The organism is Pseudomonas sp. TREG-RG-20F-10-E-6-01 (assembly GCF_022662455.1).
Lineage (GTDB): Bacteria > Pseudomonadota > Gammaproteobacteria > Pseudomonadales > Pseudomonadaceae > Aquipseudomonas.
Map to the genome: position 1 here is coordinate 61,126 of NZ_JAKNQP010000010.1, position 23,496 is coordinate 84,621.

21 protein-coding genes, 1 other RNA gene and 1 pseudogene are annotated in these 23,496 nt (G+C 58.4%); 9 read left to right on the forward strand and 14 right to left on the reverse strand.

Annotation, left to right across the window (positions count from 1 at the left end):
* Positions 1 to 130: 130 nt before the first annotated feature.
* A complete protein-coding gene (locus L8K08_RS23945) occupies positions 131 to 619 on the forward strand; it encodes a TIGR00645 family protein (RefSeq protein WP_106579278.1) in 489 nt (162 codons plus the stop codon).
* Positions 620 to 634: 15 nt separating this feature from the next.
* Here the strand turns inward: L8K08_RS23945 and L8K08_RS23950 are convergent, their stop codons facing one another.
* The 11 genes and pseudogenes from L8K08_RS23950 to L8K08_RS24000 all read right to left on the reverse strand — a co-directional run bounded on the left by L8K08_RS23950 (position 635) and on the right by L8K08_RS24000 (position 12,976).
* The gene (locus tag L8K08_RS23950; protein WP_242200378.1) at positions 635 to 2,068 is read right to left on the reverse strand and encodes a glycosyltransferase family 39 protein; all 1,434 of its coding nucleotides are present in this window, start codon (positions 2,066 to 2,068) and stop codon (positions 635 to 637) included.
* 127 nt (positions 2,069 to 2,195) lie between these two features.
* Positions 2,196 to 3,221 carry a hypothetical protein gene (locus L8K08_RS23955; RefSeq protein WP_242200380.1) on the reverse strand — a complete coding sequence of 342 codons (1,026 nt, stop codon included), beginning with the start codon at positions 3,219 to 3,221 and terminating at the stop codon, positions 2,196 to 2,198.
* Between the two features lie 107 nt (positions 3,222 to 3,328).
* Entirely contained in the window at positions 3,329 to 3,583 is a 255-nt protein-coding gene (locus L8K08_RS23960; RefSeq protein WP_242200382.1) for a DUF6124 family protein, read from the reverse strand.
* Between the two features lie 465 nt (positions 3,584 to 4,048).
* Positions 4,049 to 4,702 (reverse strand): RraA family protein, encoded by a 654-nt coding sequence (locus L8K08_RS23965; RefSeq protein WP_242200383.1) that lies wholly within the window; start codon positions 4,700 to 4,702, stop codon positions 4,049 to 4,051.
* A gap of 27 nt (positions 4,703 to 4,729) precedes the next feature.
* Positions 4,730 to 5,785: an NAD(P)-dependent oxidoreductase gene (locus L8K08_RS23970; protein ID WP_242200385.1), complete on the reverse strand. Its 1,056-nt coding sequence runs from the start codon at positions 5,783 to 5,785 to the stop codon at positions 4,730 to 4,732.
* 64 nt (positions 5,786 to 5,849) lie between these two features.
* Entirely contained in the window at positions 5,850 to 6,059 is a 210-nt protein-coding gene (locus L8K08_RS23975; RefSeq protein ID WP_200623899.1) for a hypothetical protein, read from the reverse strand.
* An 849-nt stretch (positions 6,060 to 6,908) separates the two neighbouring features.
* Positions 6,909 to 7,297: pseudogene (locus tag L8K08_RS23980) on the reverse strand (integrase arm-type DNA-binding domain-containing protein); the annotation flags it as partial.
* Positions 7,298 to 7,483: 186 nt separating this feature from the next.
* Positions 7,484 to 7,880: a transfer-messenger RNA gene (gene ssrA / locus L8K08_RS23985) on the reverse strand.
* Between the two features lie 103 nt (positions 7,881 to 7,983).
* Positions 7,984 to 8,265 carry a hypothetical protein gene (locus L8K08_RS23990; protein WP_106579272.1) on the reverse strand — a complete coding sequence of 94 codons (282 nt, stop codon included), beginning with the start codon at positions 8,263 to 8,265 and terminating at the stop codon, positions 7,984 to 7,986.
* 135 nt (positions 8,266 to 8,400) lie between these two features.
* On the reverse strand, positions 8,401 to 11,211 hold the full coding sequence (locus tag L8K08_RS23995; protein WP_242200388.1) for an FAD-binding and (Fe-S)-binding domain-containing protein: 2,811 nt from the start codon (positions 11,209 to 11,211) through the stop codon (positions 8,401 to 8,403).
* Positions 11,212 to 11,281: 70 nt separating this feature from the next.
* Positions 11,282 to 12,976, reverse strand: a complete 1,695-nt coding sequence (locus L8K08_RS24000) for a lactate permease LctP family transporter (RefSeq protein ID WP_242200390.1) — start codon at positions 12,974 to 12,976, stop codon at positions 11,282 to 11,284.
* Positions 12,977 to 13,227: 251 nt separating this feature from the next.
* Between L8K08_RS24000 and L8K08_RS24005 the strand changes: the two genes are divergently transcribed.
* Positions 13,228 to 13,995 (forward strand): FCD domain-containing protein, encoded by a 768-nt coding sequence (locus L8K08_RS24005; RefSeq protein ID WP_242200392.1) that lies wholly within the window; start codon positions 13,228 to 13,230, stop codon positions 13,993 to 13,995.
* A 37-nt stretch (positions 13,996 to 14,032) separates the two neighbouring features.
* On the opposite strand, the gene smpB is transcribed toward L8K08_RS24005, so the two are convergent.
* Entirely contained in the window at positions 14,033 to 14,515 is a 483-nt protein-coding gene (smpB, locus tag L8K08_RS24010; protein WP_003176160.1) for an SsrA-binding protein SmpB, read from the reverse strand.
* 166 nt (positions 14,516 to 14,681) lie between these two features.
* Between smpB and L8K08_RS24015 the strand changes: the two genes are divergently transcribed.
* Positions 14,682 to 15,116, forward strand: a complete 435-nt coding sequence (locus L8K08_RS24015; protein WP_124418492.1) for a type II toxin-antitoxin system RatA family toxin — start codon at positions 14,682 to 14,684, stop codon at positions 15,114 to 15,116.
* A complete protein-coding gene (locus L8K08_RS24020) occupies positions 15,109 to 15,411 on the forward strand; it encodes an RnfH family protein (protein ID WP_242200394.1) in 303 nt (100 codons plus the stop codon). The genes L8K08_RS24015 and L8K08_RS24020 overlap by 8 nt, the downstream gene beginning before the upstream one ends.
* Before the next feature lie 65 nt (positions 15,412 to 15,476).
* Here L8K08_RS24020 and L8K08_RS24025 read toward each other — a convergent pair whose 3' ends face one another.
* On the reverse strand, positions 15,477 to 16,004 hold the full coding sequence (locus L8K08_RS24025; protein WP_106579266.1) for an outer membrane protein assembly factor BamE: 528 nt from the start codon (positions 16,002 to 16,004) through the stop codon (positions 15,477 to 15,479).
* 98 nt (positions 16,005 to 16,102) lie between these two features.
* Between L8K08_RS24025 and fur the strand changes: the two genes are divergently transcribed.
* On the forward strand, positions 16,103 to 16,507 hold the full coding sequence (gene fur, locus L8K08_RS24030; protein WP_024077449.1) for a ferric iron uptake transcriptional regulator: 405 nt from the start codon (positions 16,103 to 16,105) through the stop codon (positions 16,505 to 16,507).
* An 87-nt stretch (positions 16,508 to 16,594) separates the two neighbouring features.
* Here fur and recN read toward each other — a convergent pair whose 3' ends face one another.
* A complete protein-coding gene (recN, locus tag L8K08_RS24035) occupies positions 16,595 to 18,268 on the reverse strand; it encodes a DNA repair protein RecN (RefSeq protein ID WP_242200396.1) in 1,674 nt (557 codons plus the stop codon).
* A 254-nt stretch (positions 18,269 to 18,522) separates the two neighbouring features.
* Here recN and grpE point away from each other — a divergent pair, with 254 nt between their 5' ends.
* The 4 genes from grpE (at position 18,523) to dapB (ending at position 23,360) form a co-directional block, all read left to right on the forward strand.
* A complete protein-coding gene (gene grpE / locus L8K08_RS24040; RefSeq protein ID WP_017139264.1) occupies positions 18,523 to 19,083 on the forward strand; it encodes a nucleotide exchange factor GrpE in 561 nt (186 codons plus the stop codon).
* Positions 19,084 to 19,185: 102 nt separating this feature from the next.
* Positions 19,186 to 21,102: a molecular chaperone DnaK gene (gene dnaK / locus L8K08_RS24045; protein WP_106579264.1), complete on the forward strand. Its 1,917-nt coding sequence runs from the start codon at positions 19,186 to 19,188 to the stop codon at positions 21,100 to 21,102.
* 316 nt (positions 21,103 to 21,418) lie between these two features.
* Positions 21,419 to 22,543, forward strand: a complete 1,125-nt coding sequence (dnaJ, locus tag L8K08_RS24050; protein ID WP_119741042.1) for a molecular chaperone DnaJ — start codon at positions 21,419 to 21,421, stop codon at positions 22,541 to 22,543.
* Between the two features lie 10 nt (positions 22,544 to 22,553).
* A complete protein-coding gene (dapB, locus tag L8K08_RS24055) occupies positions 22,554 to 23,360 on the forward strand; it encodes a 4-hydroxy-tetrahydrodipicolinate reductase (RefSeq protein ID WP_242200398.1) in 807 nt (268 codons plus the stop codon).
* Positions 23,361 to 23,496 lie beyond the last annotated feature (136 nt).

Genomic DNA, 23,496 nt, shown 5'->3' on the forward strand with positions numbered 1-23,496 from the left:
TTTGATGGGCTCGACACTAGCAGAAAAATTCTCTTACAGATGCCGCTCAGGTCAGTTTTCTCGCGGTTACAGGTGTTTGGTAGCGGCTGGTATACTCGCGGCCATTTTTAGCCAGGCTGTGTGAGATTCAATGGAACGCTTTATCGAAAATGCCATGTACGCCTCGCGATGGCTGCTGGCGCCGATTTATTTCGGCTTGTCCCTGGGGTTGCTGGCGCTGGCGCTGAAGTTCTTCCAGGAAGTGATTCACCTGCTGCCGAGCGTGTTCTCGATGGCCGAGTCCGACCTGATCCTGGTGCTGCTGTCGTTGATCGACATGGCCCTGGTCGGCGGCTTGCTGGTGATGGTGATGATTTCCGGCTACGAGAACTTCGTCTCGCAGCTGGATATCGATGAGAGCAAGGAAAAGCTCAACTGGCTGGGCACCATGGACTCTTCATCGCTGAAGATGAAAGTGGCGGCGTCTATCGTGGCGATCTCGTCCATTCACCTGCTGCGCATCTTCATGGACGCCAAGAACGTCGATCCGCAGCATTTGATGTGGTACGTGATCATCCACATGACCTTTGTGATCTCGGCGTTCGCCATGGGTTACCTCGACAAGCTCACCAAGCACTGATGCCCCGCGTCAGCCTTACTGCTCGACGAAGTAGTAAGGCTGACGGTTGATCGAGATTTCCTTGATCACCGTGACCTTCTCTGCCAACTGCTCCGTGCGGTCCAGCAACGCGATGTTGCCGGGCTTGGCCGTGAGATAGCTGCGCAACTCAGCCTCGGTTTGCAGGATCGGCAAGTAGGCCTGCAGATAGAACACGCTGGCCCCGGCGATGCGTTCGTTGGGCTGGAACAGCACCACATCCTTGCCTTGGGCCTGGTAGGCCTGAACCTGACTGATAACGGGTACAAACGACTGGCGCACGTCGGCTTTGGGCGCAAACCAGAACGCGGCCGTCAGGTAGCAGGCGATCGCCAACGTGAAAACCCCGCCGATCACGCCACGGTGATAGCGGTACAGCGCCGGCCTGTTCGCTTTGAGCCACTCCAATAACACCCCGGCGTATTCTGCTGCGAGTACGGCGGCGGCAGGTGTCAGGGCCATCAGGTAAACCACGCGCTTGCTCGAAGCCAGGGTCAGCAGGGTGAACTGCGCCACCAGCCACACGCTGAAAAACAGCCGGTAGCGGTTACGCACCAGGCTTTTGCGAAAGTGCCACAGGCCCAGGTACACCAGGATGTTCCACGGCAGGAAGGCCTCGGGCAGTTTGGCGATGTAGTAATAGAAGGGCTCGTAGTGCCCGGCCTCGACAAACGAACCGCTGAAACGCCCGACGCTGTTGGTCCACAGCACTTCGGCCACAGCCTGCATGCCGCCGCGCTGGAACAGGAAGCCCAGCCAGATGAGCAACGGCACCAGGGCCAGCAGCGTGAACAGCGCCGGCTTGAGCCAGTCGCCAATGCGCACACGCTTATCCATCACGCTGGTGCTGGCCAAGTACACGAAGATCACAATGCCCGGCATCGCCAGGCCCAGTACACCTTTGCTCAGGGTCGCGATGACCATGCCGACGGTGAACAACGCCCAGGCCCACGTACTCGAACCCTGGCGCTCGGGCCGCACCGCTTGGTAGAACGCCAGCAGCGCGGTGGTCACGCCGAGGCTGAGCAGCGAGTCCTCACCCACGCCCCGCACGTTGCCCCAGTAACTGGCCATGGTTGCCAGAATCAGCGCCGCGCAGAATGCCATTGGCTTGGGCCGTCCAAACTTGCGCAGCATCGCGTAAAACAGCATCACGCTGAACAGGCCGGCAAATGCCGACGCCAGGCGCACGGCCCACGTCGTGCCGCCGAACAGGCGAATGGCGCCGGCGTCCAGCCATAGGCTCAGCGGCGGTTTTTCCAGGAAGGGTTCGCGGAACAGCCGCGGGATGACCCAGTCATTGTCCAGGTGCATGGCCATGGCGATCCCGGCGACGCGGGCTTCGGTGGAGCCTTGCAGCTCATGGCCACCCAAGGCAAAGAAGAACAACACACCAGTGAGAAGGAGCAGCAGAGGAGCGGGACGCGTCATGGTTTCTGGCTACCGGAGCAAGGGACCGTTCGGGGGAACGGCCGTGGCGATCGGCTAGTATCTGCCAGCACTTCTGAACATTTCATGAATGAGTGTCAGTTTTTTGTAAGGCTGGCTGGCGTGCAACTCAGGGCAGTTTCAAGCTGGGCACGGCTGCCTTGCCTTGCGCTGTGAGTACCGGCTCCAACTGCTCCCAGGTGAAGGACAAGTCGTTGTCGCAGCCGTCTCCCGTGGCCGGTGTCGAGAGCTGCAGGCCTTGGGTGTTGAAGCTCAGGTCAAAGGAGGAATAGCGGTTGATGGCCGGGCAGCCCTCGTCAGTGGTGATTTGCGTGGTCAGCCAGCGGCTGAATGCGCTGGGCAGCTTGATTTGGCCGGAGTACGGGCTGTCCCATTCTTCGCGCCCACCCAGCCAGGTCCACGGGTCTACGCTGTCGCCGGTTTGCAGGTTCCAGCTGTGCAAGCCCCAACTGATGCCGCCGCGACCGTAACCGGCTGTCCAGCGGTAAAACCGCACGGTGATCCACTGCGACGACCAGTAGAAGGGCTCTACGGTGATTTCACTGGTTGAGGTGCTGCCGCTCTGATCCAGCGCGTTGCGCCGCTCGCGGTAGAAGTCTGCCTGGCCGTCGGGGCTGACTGCCAGGCGCGCCAGGTCGCGGTTGATCTTCTCGATCGCCGGCCCGTCGCCTTCGAGTTTCAAGGTGACCTGCCCACCCTGGGTTTTCACTTGGTAGGCGTGCTCGCCGAACGTCTTCTTCTCCACTGTCACCGCCGGCGGCACCGCCTCGAGCGGGTTGTTATAGGTGTCGCTGGCGCAGCTGTCCGAATCCGCCCGCTTGAGCGCCAATGCCAGGCTTTTACCGCCCAGTGTTTTACTCCAGGTTCCCGTCAGCGTGTCGCCTTGCGGTTCGTCCAGTTGCCAGAAACCGGTATTGCCCTCTTCGGCCCACGGCTCGCTGGCGTTGGCTTGGGTCAGCTGGATGGGGGTGAGAATGCGCTGGTAGTAATAACTGCCATTGGCCCCGTGAGCTCCGTTGAAACAGGCCGTAATGGAAGACTTGCCCAGCGTGCCTTTCCAGACACCTGCCAGGTCGGCAGCAGAGGCGAACAACGGCGCGCAAGCGAGCGCGAGGACAGCAAGAGGCTTGAGCACGGGTATCGGACTTCCGGTTGTCTGATAAAGGCCGTCAGGGTAATGGGAAGTGTGAGGGGTTTCCAGAGGGCGAGGCGTTGTGAGGCGGCTCGCCCTTTTGACGTCGCTTAGGGCTGAGGCGTGTAGCTGGGGAAGGGGTGGGTGCTCAACACACGGTCGATGAGTAGCTCGCCCAAAACGGTCAATTGCTGAGCGGCCAGCAGCGTGTGGCGATGCGAGCCTTCAAGCTTGAAGGCCAGGTCTGTGGTCATGGCGTTCAGGGAGGCGAGGGTTTCGCTGGCTTGGATCAGCAGGGTTTCGGGATCGACGCCTTCAGTAATCGTGAAGAGCGTTGTTGGAGGATTGGGGGTGATTTTTTTCATGATGAAGCTCCCACACTGTTTAAGGAGCCGCCACCCCCTGCTGTCAAACAGGATTAGGTGGCAGCTGTACGCGGGTTGACAGACCGGAAGTGTAGGAACCCGGCGCACCCGAAGATGCCCCACGCACAGCCGCCATGAGCGAAACGGAACACGCAAAGCATGCCGCTAGATCAATGGGTGTGAAAGGTTACACTTTTCGGCCTGTCAAAGCCGGTCGCTGATGAGCAACGACAGGGGGAAGTTAGCGTTGTGGGTGGTGTTGTGCCAGTTCACCAACAGCGCGACATATCGAAGGAAAAATCCGAAGGCCCGCCGGCTGGGCTTTCCACCCTCCAGAAACAACAAAACCCGCACTGGGCGGGTTCTGTTGATGCTTCGAATGGGTAAATACCAACTGGAATACCGTGCGAAATGGCATTTCACTTGAGCACCCACAGACACACTCGCCAGCAGTCAACGCTATCGTCAGCTGCGTGGGGTTTGGAGTGCGTGGTAACCATAGTCGGCCCGAGCCTGGCGCAACGGCACGCCTGCCTCGATAGCCGCGCGGATATGCTCTTCGGCCTGGTGGACTTCTTCGGCCACCGTCAGCACTTCGCTCAGCGAACCGGCCGGAATCACCACCAGGCCATCGCCATCGCCGCGCAACCAATCATCCGGTTGTACCCGCACGCCGCCCAGCGTCACGGGCGCCTGGATCGCCTCAACACGCACCCGATCCTTGCCCGTGCGCATCCAGTTACCCCGGGAAAAGATCGGGTAATTAAGCTCCAGCGCACGGTCGACATCGCGGCAGATACCGTCAATCACCGTCCCGGCCAACTGCTTACGGGCGGCGGTAGAGGTCAGCAAGTCGCCCCACACGGTGGTGTCGAGCCGCCCCTGGTTGTCGATCACCACCACCTGGCCGGCCTCAAGGTCGTCGATGTAATCCCCCACCGAGCCGCCGTCCAGACCAATAGGGCCGTAGCGCAGGGTCCAGGCTTTGCCGGTGAGATTGAACGTGCGATCCAGGGGCATGATGTCGGTGCACTGGCAAACGATTTTCAGGCGGTCCATCGCATCGCTGAGGTCGGTGCAACTCAGGGCGTTGAGACGGGTAAAAATAGAGGTTTGCATGGTGTGGCCTTCCTTGTGTCCGATAGGTTAACGCATGCGGGCGGCGTTACTGAATGCATGGATTTTGTCGACGATCTGGCGCGATGCCGTCCTGATTGCCGTGGTGGTATTGCCGGCGATATGCGGCGTCAATTGCGCGCAGGGAATGCCGGTCAGTGGCGACTCGAACCGGTCCTTTTCCAGGGCAAAGGTATCGATGGCGACCGCCTTGATATGCTTGGGAAACTGGCGCATGAAGGCTGCCAGCTGGTGTTCGTCGACGATCCCGCCGCGTGCGGTATTGATCAGGATTGAACCTGGGCGCATCTGCCGGAACTCGGCAGTGCCGAACAAGCCTCGGGTCAGCGTGGTGAGCGGGACGTGGATCGAAACGATGTGCGCCTCGGCCAGTAACTGCGCAAGGTTTGCTCGTCGCTCAAGCTCAAGACTGCGTGCCACCGGTTCGGTGAAGCGCTCCGACCCGGTGGCGATCACCTTGATGCCCAGCGCCGCCGCCTTGCGTGCCACCTGTCGGGCAATGCTGCCGGTGCCCACCAGCCCAAGCGTGAGTTCGGCGTATTCGGGGGTAGGTGCCAAGGTGCCTTTTGCCCAATGGCCGTTGTGGGTTTGGACGTTGTAGTAATCCAGGTCGCGAGACAGAAACAGCGTCTGGGCCACGACGTACTCGGCAACAGCGGCCGCGTTGGAACCTGGCGTGTTGAGTATCGCCACGCCGCACTGCTCGCACTCGAGCCGATCAATATGATTAACCCCGGTGCCGGCCTGGGCAATAGCGCGCAGTGGTGTGGCCAACGCGGGCGAGCTGGCGGCGCGGATCAGGCTGGCGCCCAGGGGGATGTTCAAGCGCGTCTTGAACACGCTGTAACCCCCGGCCCGACTCACGGCGGCAATAAAGGCAGGCTCGTCGTGGCAGTTGATCTCGGCATAGTGAATGCGCGTGGTGTAGTGCTGCCGGATGCGCTCTTTGTCCGCGAAATAGTGCAGGTTGAGGGTGACGGCCAGGCCCAGCTCAAGAAAGCGATCAACTTCCTCAAACAGTAACGGTGGGCCGGGGGCATCGAGTATCAGGGTAGTAAATGCCATACAGTTGATCCTCTTGCAGGGTAGCGCCTGCCGATACCCAGGTTGCCCTGGGTATCGGGGCTGATCACCAGGTGAAATGGTGGGCGCTGATGGGATCGACCAGACCTGCATCGGTACTCACGGCTGCGAGGAACCCGCTGTAGAAATCATTCAGCGATGAAGACTGGATGAACTCGGGATTGCTCTTGGCGTAGATAAGAAACAACCGATAGATTCTCAGGTTCTTTTCCTTGCGGTAGACCTCTGCCTTGAGGCTAGGCCACAGGTTGAGCAAGCTGCCTTGTCCAGATACGACAGCGTATCGATTTCGACGTAGATCCTCAGGCAGCCGCGAGTGTGCGGGGTTTGCGAAGCATCATCCGTGTTTGCCTTGAGTTCGTGCTCCAATGCCCGCCATAGAACGTCATGCAGTAACGCAGGGTTGTATGGCCGATTGACGGGCGAGTTGATGCATTTTCCAGCATGGAGTTGATCACATGATTCATGGGTTCAAGCCTCGATAATTACAAATCCCTTATTTGCATTGCGCCAAACAGGCACAAGCAAAATCATCGATGTCCCAGGCTTAACCCACTGCGTCGCAACGAACGGAACTCACCTGTTCGCCGACAGAAAGCCCCCTTGTCGGTACCGAAAAACGGCAAAAATTGAAACAACTTGTTACATCTGTGAGCAATAAAGCATGCCCCTGTTTTCTCGACAAAAGACCTTTTTGGAATAAACCGCATCGAAAAAATGATAGGGAGCTATCAAATATTGTTGGGTGAAGGTCTAATTTTGAGCGCCGATATTTTCTTAAGCTTCTGTTTTTTGAGATAAAAAAAAGCTAAAAGAAAAAATAGCCAGAAAAGCGTTGGTAGAGCGGCGAGGTATTTTCTAGAGGGATATGAAAAAAGTTTCATGAGGCTAACAGCCGCTCCCGCTCCCGCTCCCCTACACGAGCCTTTATATGATCCAAATGAGACGCTCGGAGGTTAAACACGCCCGTTGGCGCTTCGAACCTCGTCTTTATCGACATGTGCCAGCGCGACTTCGATCAGTTCCGGATCCTACCCATGCTCGTTCAGGATGGTGCTGCCATGGAGCGCATGTGGGGAAGCACATGCAGCGTGAGCGACCGTCAAATGTCCTCGGCATAGGCCGGCTTGACAGTATCTTTTTTTAAGCTCGAACCAGGCGGTGCTACGTTCTCGAAGGTGTGTTCCGTTTCTGCGCGCCGTGCCTCATTTAGCGTATCGCGCTGCACTTTCGGATCGATGCCTTGGGCGAGCAGCTCGCGGGCTTGCACCGCCATCTTTCGGGCGTTCGCCAGCGAAAGCTCTGGGTAGGTACCCAAGCCCTTGTTAATTCGGTTCTTGGTCACCGGTTTACGGTAGTTGAAATTCCATAGCAAAGAGCCGTTGCTGCGTACTCGAGGTTGCAAACCGTCCCCGTCGATGAGGACGTAATCCTTGGACGCGGGTTGACTCCCTTGAGGTGTCGATCGGAAAGGCAGAGGGTTTGAGCAGTCATGAGAGTTCCCTCACACGCTGATTTGGTATTCCAAAGGTGAGCACCGGAGGTGCTGGAATACCGTATGGAATACCAAAACTTCTGAGCTCCAAAAAGCTACGAAGACCTCAATAGACGCTGACGCCTTGTATTCACTGGATTTCAGGCACAAAAAAAGACGTCCGTGGACGTCTTTAGATGATGAAGTGGTGGAGCCGGGGGGATTTGAACCCCCGTCCGCCAGTACTCCGCTGTCGGTACTACATGCGTAGCCGTATCTATTAAGTTAACCCTCAGCGACCCGAAGGGCAGGGTGCTTTGGGCGAGTTGTGTAAGTTTTAGCCGCTTCGTCCACAACGTACTGCACGGCGATTCTGTTCTATATGACAATCACTTTGGGTTTACAGACATCCCCTGGTGATTGCTGGACCCGAAGGTACCAGAAGCTCAGGTCTAAGGCTGCTTACGCAGCGATAGCGAATTCCTGGCCGTAGTTTTCGTCATTGGCAACTATAAGAAGTTGCAACAGTGGATTTACGAGTTCTGTTACCAACTCGGCATGCACCTAAAGTTTCGCGACCGGCGTCGAATCCTAAACGGCCCCGTGCTTGTAACTCGTTGTTTCATAGTGAGTGACAAGCCTGTGCAGTGTACGCCAAACCGTCACAGAAGGCCAACCCGAAGGTTGACCTCTGCGGCTGGCGTGGTTACTGATTGCCACCTTTGTCGCTGTTCTGCAGGTCTTGCAGGGCTTTGGAGGTGATCTCGATGCACTTCTTGTCATCACCGGCCGCGTGCGCGGCTTTGGCTTGGGAGACAGCGGTATCGATTTCGCCTTTTTTGCCACTGGTATCGGTTGCGAGCAGGGCTTGGCCGTTATTGATTTTGTCCAGATTGATTTTGCACAGATCAGGCTCACCGGCAGCAAAAACAGGGGAGGCCATCATCGCAGCGGTAATGAACAAGCCAGCAAGAGCGGAACGCTTCATAGGGTATCTCCTTGCGAAAAAGGGCTCGACGCTGCTGGCGTTCAGAGGCGGCCAGCGACATCACTGTTAAGCCTCGTACGCCGAGGCCTATTCAAATGACTACGCAGACGCACAGGCGTTCGGTTTAGTGGCCATTTAATGCGCTCGAGCTTGCGTTACCCGGTCCACCAGGTACACCAGCCCGTGATAATCAATGCCTCCATGCTGGCTCAGGCCGATCTCGCAGGTGCGACTGGTGGAAATGCCTTCGCTGCAATGTTGCACGGCGTCCTTGAGCGACCGCAGTGAGTGGGCGTTGAGCTCGGGCGTGGTAAAGCCTTTGTCGCCGGCAAAACCGCAGCAATGGATGCCTTCCGGGATCACCACGTTTTTTGAGCAGCGTCGCGCAAGATCAATCAACGCCTGGCTCTCGCCCAGGTGCTGAGTGCTGCAGGTGACGTGCACGGCGATGGGCGCCTCCTGCGGCGTGAAGTCGAGACGGTCCATCAGGTGGGTGCGGATAAAACGCACCGGGTCGTAGAGGTCCAGGCGTGTTTCGCCCAGGTCTTGTACCAGGCGCAGGGTGCAGGGGCTGGTGTCGCAATAGATCGGGTCGAGGCCGCCGCGGCTGGCGTGGAGCAGGGCGCCGATCAGCTCCTGGCGTTTGTGCTCGGCTTGTTCGGCATAGCCTTTGGAGGCGAAAGGCTGGCCACAGCACAGGCTGTCCTGATTGTCGGGAAAGACTACCTGGTAACCGGCTTTTTCCAGCAGCCCTCGGGTCTTTTCGTACAGCGACATCTGCTCTTTATCACCCGCCGCCGGGCCCATGGCGCGTGAGACGCAGGCTGCCAGGTAGACCACGCGCGGTCGCTCATCCGTCACGGCCGGGCTGAAGCGAATGGCTTTTTCCGGCTGAGGCATGGCGCTGCTCCACTGCGGGATTTGCCCCTTGGACAGCTTAGTCACCGTCGCGGACAGTTTGGCCAGGCGTGGCGCGCCCAAGAGCATGCGCGCGCCGTTGGCGACATGCAGGGTAAAGCGCGCACCTTGCAGTGCCGTGGCGAAATGGCTGGCAAGCCATTCGGCGGTTTTCTGACTGTCAGCGTCACGGGCGCGCAGCTTTTTCACCAAGTCGCCGGTATTGATGCCTACAGGGCAGCGTTGAGCGCATAACCCGGTGGCGGCGCAGGTGTCGATGCCTTGGTAGTGGTAAGCCGCTTCCAACTCGGTGGTGTCTGCACCCGCGCGTTTCTTCGCCTGTATATCGCGCCAGATCACAATGCGCTGGCGCGGGCTCAAGGTAAGGCCCTTCGAGGGGCAGACCGGCTCGCAGAAACCGCACTCGATGCACTTATCCACAATTTCGTCGGCCGCAGGCAAAGGCTTGAGGTGTTTGAGGTGAATGTGCGGGTCTTCGCTGAGCACCACGTCGGGGTTGAGAATGCCGTTGGGGTCGAGCAGGCGTTTGAGCTGCCACATCAACTGATACGCATCGCTGCCCCATTCCAGTTCAACGAACGGCGCCATATTACGGCCAGTGCCATGTTCGGCTTTCAGCGAGCCACCAAACTCCACTGCCACCAGTTGCGCGACGTCGTCCATGAACGCTTGATAGCGTGCGATTTCTTCGGTGCTGTTGAAGCCTTGGGTGAACACAAAGTGCAGATTACCTTCCAGGGCATGTCCGAAAAGGATGGCTTCGTCGTAGCGATGTTTGTCGAACAACTCGATCAAGCGATTCACGCCGATGGCCAGTTGCTCGACCGGGAAGGTCACGTCTTCGATGATTACGGTGGTGCCGGTTTTACGTACAGCACCCACGGCGGGGAAGGTGTCTTTGCGGATGGCCCACAGCCTTGCGTGTTCGACCGGGTCTTCGGTGAAGTCGACCTGTTCTTCCACAGGGAAAGGTGCCAGGGACGCCATGATCAGCGACAGCTGCTCGTGCAGCAACGACGGCGACGCGGCGCGGGATTCGATCAGTAGCGCACAGGCATTTTCCGATAACTGCTGTACGAAAGCAGGCATGCCCGGTTTGTCCTGTACCGAACGCATGCTGCGCCGGTCCAGCAACTCGACGGCCGAGACCGGCTGGGTTTTCAGCACCGTCACCGCGTTGCAGCAGGTTTCGACATCCGGGAACACGATCAGCGCCGAAGCTTTGTGCGGGTGATCGATCACCGTGTCGTAAGTCACCGCGCTGATAAAACCCAGGGTGCCTTCGGAACCCACCAGCAAGTGGCTGAGGATATCCAGTGGCTCGTCGAAATCCACCAAGGCATTGAGTGACAGGCCGGTGGTATTTTTCAGACGGTATTTGTGGCGGATTTTTGCCGCCAATTCAGCGTTTGCCCGCGTCTCACGTCCCATCGTCGCCAGGCGTTCCAGCAGCGCGCCATGTTGGTTGCGAAAAGCCGCGACGCTCGCCGCATCTTCGGTATCCAGGCGGCTGCCGTCGGCCAGTACCAGCCGGATGCCAGCCAGGGTGTAATAGGTGTTCTGCGCGGTACCGCAGCACATGCCGCTGGCATTGTTGGCGACGATGCCGCCAATTTTGCAGGCATTGATCGACGCGGGGTCCGGACCAATCTTGCGTCCGAACGGCGCAAGCCACGCATTGGCCTGCGCGCCAATCACGCCGGGTTGCAGGCGGATCTGTGTGCCTTGCCCACGAATCTCGCGACCGTTCCAATTGTCACCCAGCACGATCAGCACCGAGTCGCTGATGGCTTGCCCTGACAAGCTGGTGCCCGCCGCGCGGAAGGTGACGGGTACGCGATCACGCTGAGCCAATTGCAGCAGTGCGACTACTTCGTCTTCCGACTCCACGCGGATCACCAGCTGTGGGATTAGTCGGTAAAAGCTGGCGTCGGTGCCGAAGGCCAGGGTGGAAAGTGGATCGTCGAAGCGACGATCTTTCGGGATCAGTTGTGCGGCGTCGCTCAGGAAAGCAGCAGGCAGGCTCATCGGTCCTCCAGAAATAGCTGACGCCGGCATGCGTGTCCGGCGTCGATTCTTACCCTATTACGTGCAGGTTTCAGTGCACCAGCATACCGGTGAACCAGTAGGCCTGCGCCAGCGTGATCAGCCCGACGATGGTGGCAAAAAACAGGCTGTGCTTGAGGGTAAAGCGGAACAGATCGGATTCCTTGCCCACCAGGCCGGTGGCGGCGCAGGCGACGGCGATCGACTGCGGCGAGATCATCTTGCCGGTCACGCCGCCGCTGGTATTGGCGGCAACCAATAGCACGTCGTTGACGCCGATCTGGTGAGCAGTGGTGGCCTGCAGCGAGCTGAACAGGGCATTGGACGATGTGTCAGAGCCTGTCAGAAAAACGCCCAGCCAGCCAAGGAACGGCGAGAAAAACGGGAATGCGGCACCGGTTCCGGCCAGCACCAGTGCCATGGTCGAGGACATGCCGGAGTAGTTGGTGACGAAGGCAAACGCTAGCACCATGCCAATCGAGAGGATCGGCCAGCGCAGCTCGTAGAAGGTCTCTTTTAAAGTGGTCAGACCAGTTTTTGCGTTGATCTTGAGCACCAGCATCGACACGAGTGCGGAGAAGAAAATCGCCGTGCCGGTGGCTGAAATGGGGTCCAGTTTGAACACGGCTGGAATCGCTGTTGGGGTGGTGACGATCGGGGCGACCTTGATCACCAACTGGTCCAGGTGTGGGATCGCGAAGTTGAAGACCCAGCTGTACATCGAACCGCCCGCCGCGAACATTGCCTTGAAAGGTTTTAGGGTCCAAAGGGTGACCAGGACGGTCAGGATCAGGAACGGCGACCAGGCTTTGAAAATCTGCCCCAGGCTGTAGGGCGAAGCGACCGTTTGGCGTGGTTGGCCGAAGCCGCCGGCACTGGCGGTAACCGCGGCGCTGGACGTCGCGCCGGCAATCTGCGCGCCCGCAGTGCGCTTGGGCTGCCAGACTTTCAGGAACAAGGTCAGGGCTATCAGGGCGGCCAGCGCGGAAGTGATGTCCGGCAGCTCCGGGCCGATGAAGTTGGAAGTGAAATATTGGGTGACGGCAAAGCTCAGGCCTGCGACCAAGGCGGCCGGCCAGGTTTCACGAACGCCACGCAGGCCGTCCATCATGAACACCAGCCAGAACGGCACGAACAGCGACAGCAGGGGCAGTTGGCGGCCGGTCATGGCGCCGATCTTGAATGCGTCAATGCCGGTGACCTGGCCTGCGACGATGATCGGAATACCTAGCGCGCCGAAGGCCACTGGCGCCGTGTTAGCGATCAGGCACAGACCGGCGGCGTACAACGGGTTGAAACCCAGGCCGACCAGCAGGGCGGCAGTGATCGCCACAGGTGCGCCGAAGCCGGCCGCGCCTTCGAGGAACGCGCCGAAGCAGAAACCGATCAGCAGCACTTGCAGGCGCTGGTCGTCGGTAATCGACAGCACTGAGCTACGGATGATCTCGAACTGGCCGCTCTTGACCGTCAGTTTGTAGAGGAACACGGCCGCGACGATGATCCACGCGATAGGCCACAGGCCGTAGGCAAAGCCATAACCGGCGGCGGCCAGTGCCATGTCCACGGGCATCTGGAAGGCAAAGATAGCCACCAGGATCGACAGCCCCAAGGTGATGCTCCCGGCGACGTGGCCTTTGAGGCGAAACACGGCCAGGGCGAGGAAGAAAAATACGATTGGAATAACGGCGGCCAATGCGGACAGGCCGAGGCTGCCGAGCGGGCTGTAGAGCTGTTGCCAGGTTTGCATATGGGGTGGCCCCTGATTGTTGTTGTTAGGTCAACGTGGATAATTGGTAATACCAATTTACAGTTGCTGTTGGCTAGAGTAAAAGCCTGGGATGGGGTGTGTCAATTTGCCGCTCGCGAAACTTTGGTCGTAGCTGGGCGGCGCAGAGGTTCTGCTCGGGTAAATCGAGGACGTTCTGATAGGTGCCGCAAGCGCGGCGATAGGCCAGAATAGAGGGCCCGGCGAGTGGTCGGGATTGTGGAGAGTGAGTTATGGGGTTTGATCAGGTGCGTCAGCGCCGTCTGTCTGACGATATCGTCGAGCAGCTTGAGGGCATGATCCTCGAGGGCACGTTGAAGTCGGGCGAGCGCTTGCCGGCCGAGCGCGCGTTGGCTGAGCAATTTGGCGTGTCGCGCCCATCGTTGCGCGAGGCGATCCAGAAGCTGGCGGCCAAGGGGTTGCTGGTCAGTCGCCAGGGCGGCGGCAACTATGTGGCGGACTCCCTGGGGTCGACGTTCAGCGACCCGCTGCTGCACCTGCTGGAAAATAACCCCGAGGCCCAGCGGGATTTGCTGGAGTTTCGCCAGACGCTTGAAGCATCGTGTGCTTTTTACGCCGCACAGCGCGCCACCGAAGTTGATCGTGAGCGGCTGACTGCAGCGTTTGAGGCATTACAGGACTGCTACACGCGCGTTGATGAAGTGAGTCGGGTGGAGGAGGGTGCGGCGGATGCGAGGTTTCACTTGGCTATCGCCGAGGCCAGCCATAATGCGGTGTTGCTGCACACGATCCGCGGCTTGTTTGATCTGCTCAAGCGCAACGTGGTGACCAACATCGGTGGCATGTATCAACAGCGTACGGAAACCCGCGACATGCTGATCAGTCAGCACCGGGATTTGTACCTGGCGATTATCGAGGGGCGGGCCGAACAGGCGCGTGAAGTTTCAACACGCCATCTGCTGTATGTGCAGGAGGTGTTGGAGGAGGTACGTCAGGAGGTCCAGCGCGTGGCGCGGGCGGAGCGACGTAAAGGCCTGTAGCCCGGGTGAGTCACCCAGGGCTACATCGTCACAAGGATTATTCTTCCTTGCCCTTGTTACGTACGGCGCGATGCAGCTCACGATTGGAATCACGCTCGCGCTCGGTATCGCGCTTGTCGTATTCCTTTTTACCCTTGCCCAATGCGATCTCGCACTTGACCAGATGCTTGCTCCAGTACCACGACAGGCAGATGCAGGCATAGCCCTTCTGCTGCACAGCGGCGGCGAGCTTTTCGAGTTCGCGGGCGTTGAGCAACAGCTTGCGCGTGCGCACCGGGTCAGCAATCACGTGGGTGCTCGCGGTGGTCAGCGGGGTGATATGACTGCCGAGCAGCCATGCCTCGCCATCCTTGAGCAATACGTAGCTGTCGACCAGTTGCAGCTTGCTGGCGCGCAGACTTTTTACTTCCCAGCCGGCCAGGACCAGACCAGCCTCGAACCGATGTTCGATGAAGTAATCGTGTCGCGCCTTTTTATTTTGCGCGATGGTCCCTGTGGGGTGTTTCTTTTGTTTAGCCATAGGGGCGGCATTATAGGGAGTTGCGAGCGTGTCGGCTACGGTCAACCTGCGTGCTTGAGCGTGTTGGACGAATCCCGGACAATACCGGCAGTTCTTTGGTTTTTTTCTCTCGCGGATTGGGCTGTTCTTTCGCGATGTTTGCCTCAGCAGTGGAAGTAACGCTCACATGACGACGCATATTCAACGTTCGGCTTTATTGCCTTATCCGGCGCAGGCGCTCTATGACCTGGTCAACGACGTGGCGCGTTACCCGGAATTCCTGCCATGGTGCAACACCGCCGAGGTACTGGAGAGCAGTGATGAGCACATGGTTGCCAGTGTCGGTGTGGCGAAGGGCGGCCTTAGCCAGCATTTTGTTACGCGCAATGTGTTGGTCCCTGGGCAATCCATCGAAATGAATTTGCAAGAGGGGCCTTTCACCCAGCTTCATGGGGTATGGGTGTTCAAGGCGCTGACTGACAAGGCCTGCAAGATCAGCCTGGACCTGTCTTTTGATTATGCGGGGCCGATTGTGCGGGCAACGTTGGGGCCTTTGTTCAACCAGGCGGCCAATACGCTGGTGGACGCATTCTGCCAGCGGGCCAAGCAACTGCATGGTTGAGATTGAGGTGGTGTATGCCGCCGAAGACCGCCAGGTCTTGTTGGCGGTCACTGTGCCGGCTGGCACAAGCCTGAGGGCTGCGGTGCAGGCGTCGGGTATTACGGTGCACTTTCCAGCAGTGGCATGGGCTGATTGCCCTTTGGGCATATTCGGCAAGGTAGTTACGGATGCGGATACGCGCGCTGTGCAGCCGGGTGACCGTATCGAGATTTACCGGCCCTTGCTGGCAGACCCCAAGGAAGTGCGCAGGCTGCGCGCGGCCAAGGCGGCGAGAGCCCGGCAGAAATTTTCATGACCCCCTGCTAAAAGGCAGGCAACAAAAAGCCCGGCATGCCGGGCTTTTTATCGAGCGCCGCAAAGTTACTGCGGGCCGGTGTCCAGAGGCTGAGGCGTCGGGACTGGAACGGTTTGCACGCCGTCCACGTCCTTCTGGATCTGATCCAGCAAGGAGCCTGGCTTGGCCGGTACTTCAGACTTCGGCTTCTCTGCTTCCTGCGCGGGCGCAGTCACATTGGTGCCGTTGTCCTTGCCCAGCAAGGCTTCATCACGGCTTACGCCAGGCATGAAGTCACCGGACAGGCTGACAAGCTGGTCATTGCCATTGAAAATGACACTGACGCGTTCCTGCTGGCGTTCACCGCCACCAGGCTGGATGCTGTAGAGATAATCCCAGCGATCGGCATGAAAAGTGTCGGTCAGCAGGGGGTTGCCCATAATAAACCGTACTTGCCGTCGGGTCATTCCCGGGCGTAACTGGTCTATCATGTCCTGCGTGACGACATTGCCCTGCTGGATGTCGATTTTGTAAACCCCGGGGAATGAACAACCGGCGAGTGCGAGCAGTCCCACAAGGGTGAAACTGGTTAGCAAGAGCTTGGTGTTTTGCATCGGTGGGCGACTTCCACTATCTTGGCTGGGACAACGTAAACGCCGATCATACCCGTATTAAGAGAAGCTGCGAAGCAGCATCCGCGAGAAAGCTAACCATGGTTGAAAATAGCGAACTACGCAAAGCCGGTCTTAAAGTGACTCTGCCACGAGTCAAGATTCTACAAATGCTCGATTCTGCTGAGCAGCGCCACATGAGTGCCGAGGATGTTTACAAGGCGCTGATGGAGTCTAACGAGGACGTTGGCCTGGCCACGGTTTACCGTGTGCTGACCCAGTTTGAAGCCGCAGGGCTGGTGGTTCGTCATAATTTCGACGGCGGTCATGCGGTGTTCGAATTGGCTGACGGTGGTCATCACGACCACATGGTTGACCTGGATACCAACGAGGTTATCGAGTTCACCAGTCCGGAAATCGAGAAGCTCCAGAAGGCTATCGCCGAAGAGCATGGTTTCGATTTGGTGGACCATAATCTGGTGCTGTACATCCGTAAGAAAAAGTAAAAATCGACGCAGATTTGCTCTGCAAAACGATTGAAGGCGACCCTAGGGTCGCCTTCGTGCTTTCTAAATAGAAGAAATTACCGGGTTTTAGGCCTTGGCTGCCACGACCATTTTCTTCGCGTGGGCCAAAGACTCTTTGGTCAGGTCGATCCCGCCCAGCATCCGCGCCACCTCTTCCACGCGTTCCGACTTGTTCAGTTTGGAGACGGCCGTGTGGGTTGCATCGCTGCCGCGTACTTTATGTACAAACAGGTGCTGATGCCCTTGAGCGGCCACTTGCGGCAAGTGGGTCACGGTCAAGACCTGCCCACGTTCGCCCAGGCGGCGCAGCAATTGGCCAACAATTTCCGCAGTCGGCCCGCCGATACCCACGTCTACTTCATCGAATACCAGTGTGGGTACCCGTGAGGTTTGCGCGGTAATGACCTGGATCGCCAGGCTGATTCGCGACAGCTCGCCGCCAGACGCCACTTTCGCCAACGCCTTGAGCGGCTGACCGGGGTTGGCGCTCACCAGCAGCTCCACCTGTTCCAGGCCGTGGGGTTGCAGCTCATTGCTGGTGTTGGCATGCAGTTCGATGGTGAAGCGCCCGCCCGGCATGCCGAGGCGCTGAATTTCCTGCTCTACCGCTGCGGCCAGGCCTGTGGCCGCCTGCTGGCGCAGCTCGCTTAATTCGCGAGCTTTCTCCTGATAGTGGCGAGCAAAGGAGGCGAGCTCGTCACCGAGGCGCTCAATGGATTCGTCATTCGCGTTCAAGGTTTCGATTTCATCCAGCAACTTCTGCTGCATCGTCGCTACTTCGGTTGGCTGAATTCGATGTTTGCGGGCCAGGGTGTAAATAGTGTCCAGACGTTCTTCGATTTCCTGCAGGCGCGCTGGGTCCGCGTCGAAGTGATCAAGAAAGCGATTCAGTTCGCCCACGGCCTCTTCGACCTGGATCTGTGCGCTGGTCAACAGTGTTGTGGCTTCACTCAGCGAACCGGACGCGTTGTTCACGCTGGACAGTCGATTGAGGCTGGCGGTCAATGCGTTCAGGACATTGCCCGAATCACTTTCGCTGCACTGCTCCACCACTTGGCGACAGATACCCAGCAGGGTTTCGGCATTGGTGAGGTTCTTGTGCTCCTGCTCGAGCTGCTCAAGCTCGGTTTCGCCAAGGCCCAGGCTTTCGAGCTCTTCAAGCTGATAGCTAAGCAACTGATGGCGAGCGCGCTGCTCGTCGCCGGAATTGGAAAGACGCTCCAGCTCCTGACGAGTCTGACGCCAGCGCTGGGCGGCAAGTTGTACCTGCCGGGCCAGGTCGGTGGCGCCGGCATACTCATCGAGCAGGCGGCGATGGGTATCGGTTTTCAGCAGGGATTGGTGTTCGTGCTGGCTGTGGATATCGATCAGCAGCTCGCCCAGGGCTTTCAAGTCGCCGAGAGGGCAGGGCGTGCCATTGATGTAGCCGCGGGAGCGGCCTTCCGCGGTGATGACCCGGCGCAGGATGCACGGGCCCTCATTATTAAGGTCGCGCTCGGCCAGCCAGGTTTCGGCTTCTGGAATGTCTGCCAGGTCGAAGGTCGCCAGGATATCGGCCTTGTCCGCACCGGGTCGCACCACGCCGCTGTCGGCACGGTCGCCAAGCGTCAGGCCCAGGGCGTCGAGCATGATCGACTTGCCGGCACCGGTTTCGCCTGTGATTACGCTCATCCCGCGATCCAGTTCGAGGTCCAGATGTTCAACGATGGCGTAGTTATGTACAGACAGGTGCACGAGCATGGCGGCCGCTCCGAGGCGTTAGGTCTGGTTATTTATACAGTGTTTTGTTTGAGGCTGACAATCCTGATGCTTAGCTCGATTTGCTTGATTGCAGAAGTTTCTTAGCTCAATGAGGAATGAGTGCGCAGGAATTGATCCAGAGCAGGCGAAAGACTTTTGGTAACGCCTGCGCTCTTGAACCTGGAAATTGTGGCCCCATATACCGGAACAGAAGCGCGAGTTGAGTTCGCGCATGATTTTGAAAGGAGAAATCTATGGCTGACGAACAGACGCAGGATACGCAAACTCCAGACGCCAATTCGGCTGCCGGTGATGAGCTGGCGACTCGTGTGCAAGTGCTCGAAGAGCAATTGGCTGCTGCGCAGGATCAGTCTTTGCGTGTTGCCGCCGATCTGCAGAACGTCCGCCGCCGTGCCGAGCAGGATGTCGAGAAGGCTCACAAATTCGCGTTGGAAAAATTCGCCAATGACCTGCTGCCGATTATCGATAGCCTGGAGCGTGGCCTTGAGCTGTCCAACCCGGACGATGAAAACATCCGCCCGATGCGCGAAGGGATTGAGCTGACGCTGAAAATGTTCCAGGACACCCTCAAGCGTTATCAGCTGGAAGCTATCGATCCGCAAGGCGGCGAGCCATTCAATGCGGAGCATCACCAAGCCATGGCCATGCAGGAAAGCCATGACCTGGAGCCCAACAGCGTATTGAAAGTGTTCCAGAAGGGTTATCAGCTCAACGGTCGCTTGTTGCGCCCGGCGATGGTGGTGGTGAGCAAGGCTCCTGCACCTGTTGCACCTTCTATTGATGAGCAGGCTTGAAATCAGTCGTAAAGGCCCCATCTATAAGTCAAGCGTTTAAGTGCTACCGCAGTTAGCCACCACTGCTGCGGCAACCAAATTAAAGTTTCGGGAGAGTAAATCATGGGCAAAATTATCGGTATCGACCTGGGGACTACCAACTCCTGCGTCTCCGTGCTGGAAAACGGCGTTGCTAAAGTTATCGAAAACGCCGAAGGCGCGCGTACCACGCCGTCGATCATTGCATACGCCAACGACGGTGAAATCCTCGTGGGTCAGTCGGCCAAGCGTCAGGCTGTGACCAACCCGCACAACACCCTGTACGCGGTGAAACGTCTGATCGGTCGTAAGTTCGACGAAGAAGTCGTACAGAAAGACATCAAGATGGTCCCTTACAAAATTGCCAAGGCTGACAACGGTGACGCCTGGGTTGAAGTAAACGGCCAGAAAATGTCGCCGCCGCAAATCTCGGCTGAAATCTTGAAAAAGATGAAGAAAACCGCCGAAGACTACCTCGGTGAAGCAGTGACTGAAGCGGTGATCACCGTTCCGGCCTACTTCAACGACAGCCAGCGCCAGGCGACCAAAGACGCCGGCCGCATCGCGGGCCTGGACGTAAAACGTATCATCAACGAACCTACCGCAGCGGCTCTGGCTTACGGTATGGACAAGGCCAAGGGCGACCACACTGTGATCGTTTACGACCTGGGTGGCGGTACTTTCGACGTCTCCGTGATCGAGATCGCTGAAGTTGACGGCGAGCACCAGTTTGAAGTGTTGGCCACCAACGGCGACACCTTCCTGGGCGGCGAAGACTTTGACATTCGTCTGATCGACTACCTCGTTGACGAATTCAAGAAAGAAAGCGGCATGAACCTCAAGGGTGATCCGCTGGCCATGCAGCGCCTGAAAGAAGCTGCTGAGAAAGCCAAGATCGAGCTGTCTTCCGCTCAGTCGACCGACGTGAACCTGCCGTACATCACTGCAGACGCCACCGGTCCTAAGCACTTGAACGTGAAGATCTCGCGTTCCAAGCTGGAAGCACTGGTTGAAGACCTGGTTCAACGCACCATCGAGCCTTGCCGCATCGCGCTGAAAGACTCCGGTATCGACGTTGGCTCGATCAACGACGTGATCCTGGTTGGCGGTCAGACCCGCATGCCACTGGTTCAGAAGCTGGTTACCGAGTTCTTCGGCAAAGAAGCCCGTAAGGACGTGAACCCGGACGAAGCCGTTGCCATGGGTGCTGCTATCCAAGGTGCGGTACTGGCCGGTGACGTGAAAGACGTGCTGCTGCTGGACGTCAGCCCGCTGACTCTGGGTATCGAAACCATGGGTGGCGTGATGACCGCGCTGATCGAGAAAAACACCACGATTCCTACCAAGAAATCGCAAGTGTTCTCGACTGCCGACGACAACCAGGGCGCTGTGACCATTCACGTGCTGCAAGGTGAGCGTAAGCAAGCGGCGCAGAACAAGTCTCTGGGCAAGTTCGACCTGGCTGAGATTCCACCAGCACCACGTGGCGTGCCACAAATTGAAGTGACCTTTGACATCGACGCCAACGGCATTCTGCACGTAGGCGCCAAAGACAAGGCCACAGGCAAAGAGCAGAAGATCACCATCAAGGCCAACTCCGGTCTGTCTGATGAAGAAATTCAACAGATGATTCGTGATGCTGAAGCCAACGCTGATGCAGATGCCAAGTTTGCTGAGCTGGCCGGCGCCCGTAACCAAGGCGATGCCCTGGTTCACTCGACGCGCAAAATGATCTCCGAAGCAGGCGACAAAGTGACTGCTGAAGAGAAAACCGCAATCGAAGCAGCTGTGGTTGCCCTGGAAGCCGCCATCAAAGGCGACGACAAGGCTGCCATCGAAGCCAAGGTTGAGGAGCTGTCGAAAGTTTCCGCACCGGTTGCTCAGAAAATGTACGCCGAACAAGGCCAGCCGGCAGAAGGCGCTGCGCAGCACGCAGAGCCTGAAGCCAAGCACGATGATGTTGTCGATGCCGAGTTCGAAGAAGTTAAAGACCAGAAGTAAGTTGGTCGCCCGGTTGACCGCTATCAAGCGGTGACTGGTAGGATGTCGCCGCGCGGGAGCTTGCTCCCGCGTTGGCGTGTCTGGGGTATGCGAATTTTTACAACATACGACAAGGTTCGGATGTTGGCGGTGTGACTGGGAATGCTCCTGCTTCCTGGCGACAGTCACCGCGTTTTTGGCCGGCTCCCTGGCTAAAAGCAGTTATGACCAGGATCGTTGAATTGACGTGAGTTGGGTCCGGGCCTGTATTGGGGCTCAACGAGTTTGGCAAGGCTCAGGAGGGTCTGGCCGAACGTCCTTAAGAGTGCAAAGACTTATGGCAAAGCGTGACTATTACGAAGTGTTGGGTGTGGAGCGTGGCTCCAGCGAGGCGGACCTGAAAAAGGCTTACCGTCGCCTGGCGATGAAGCACCACCCGGACCGTAATCCGGATAGCAAAGAATCCGAAGAGCTGTTCAAAGAAGCCAATGAGGCCTACGAGTGCCTGTCTGATCCCAACAAGCGTGCGGCCTACGACCAGTATGGTCATGCGGGTGTTGACCCAAGCATGGGCGGCGGCGGTGCTGGCTTTGGTGGTCAGAATTTCTCCGATATTTTCGGCGACGTATTCAGCGACTTCTTCGGCGGTGGCCGTGGCGGCCAGCGTGGCGGCGCTCAGCGTGGCAGCGATTTGCGCTACACCCTGGAGCTGAACCTGGAAGAAGCCGTGCGCGGCACCAGCGTCAATATCCGTGTGCCGACGCTGGTCAATTGCAAGCCGTGCGATGGCTCGGGCGCCAAGAAAGGCTCCTCGCCGATCACGTGCCCAACCTGTGGCGGTATCGGCCAGGTGCGTATGCAGCAGGGCTTCTTCTCGGTGCAGCAGACCTGCCCGCGTTGCCATGGCCAGGGCAAGATCATTTCCGATCCGTGCGACTCCTGCCATGGCGAAGGCCGCGTAGAAGAGTACAAGACCCTCTCGGTGAAAGTGCCGGCGGGTGTCGATACCGGTGATCGCATTCGTCTGTCGGGCGAAGGTGAGGCGGGGACTCAAGGTGGGCCTACGGGCGACCTGTATGTGGTGATCAATGTGCGCGAGCACTCGATCTTCCAGCGCGATGGCAAACACCTGTTCTGTGAAGTGCCGATCAGCTTTGTCGATGCGGCCCTGGGTGGCGAGTTGGAGATTCCGACGCTGGACGGTCGGGTCAAACTCAAGATTCCTGAAGGTACGCAGACCGGCAAACAGTTCCGTATTCGTGGCAAAGGCGTTGCGCCGGTACGCGGTGGCGGTGCTGGCGACCTGATGTGTCGCGTGGCGGTGGAAACACCGGTCAACCTCGGGCGTCGTCAGCGTGAACTGCTGGAAGAGTTCCGCAGTTCGTTGGAAGGTGATGACTCCCATTCGCCGAAAACCACCGGCTTTTTCGATGGCGTGAAGCGCTTCTTCGGCGACCTGTAAGGAAGTGAGTATGCGACGTATAGCCGTAATGGGCGCTGCCGGGCGCATGGGCAAGACGCTGGTTGAAGCGGTGCAGCAGCGCTCGCCGGCCTCCGGGCTGACGGCGGCTATTGTCCGCCCGGGCAGCACGTTGATCGGTGCGGATGCAGGTGAGCTGGCCTCGCTGGGGCGCATCGGCGTTTCGTTGTCGGGCAACCTGGAGCAGGTGGCTGACGAGTTCGACGTGCTGATCGATTTCACCCTGCCGGAGGTGATGCTGAAAAACCTGGCGTTCTGCCGCAAGGCGGGCAAAGCCATGGTGATCGGTACTACGGGCTTGAGTGCTGAGCAGAAGCAGTTGCTGGTGGAGGCGGGCAAGGATATTCCAATCGTCTTCGCTGCCAATTTCAGTGTGGGCGTGAACCTGTCGCTCAAGTTGCTGGACCTGGCCGCTCGCGTGCTGGGTGATGAGGCGGATATCGAGATCATCGAGACCCATCATCGCCACAAGATCGACGCGCCGTCGGGTACCGCATTGCGCATGGGCGAAGCCATCGCCGATGCGCTGGGGCGTGATCTGTCGAAAGTCGCGGTGTATGGCCGTGAAGGTCATACCGGGGCGCGTGCACGTGACACCATCGGTTTTGCCACTGTGCGCGGTGGCGATGTGGTGGGTGATCACACTGTGTTGTTCGCCTCCGAAGGCGAGCGCTTTGAGATCACGCACAAAGCCTCAAGCCGCATGACATTCGCCAAGGGTGCGGTACGTGCCGCCCTTTGGTTGGAAGGTCGTGAAGCGGGGCTGTACGACATGCGTGATGTGCTGGATCTGCACTAATCAGTAGCTAAAACGGGGCCTCAGGATTATCCTGAGGCCCCGTTTTTACCCGCTAGGCGACTTCCTGTCGCATTCCCCTGCCTTTAAGGCTCATTAGCGGTGGACCAAAAAAGCCTTTTTCTGTAAGCTACAGCTT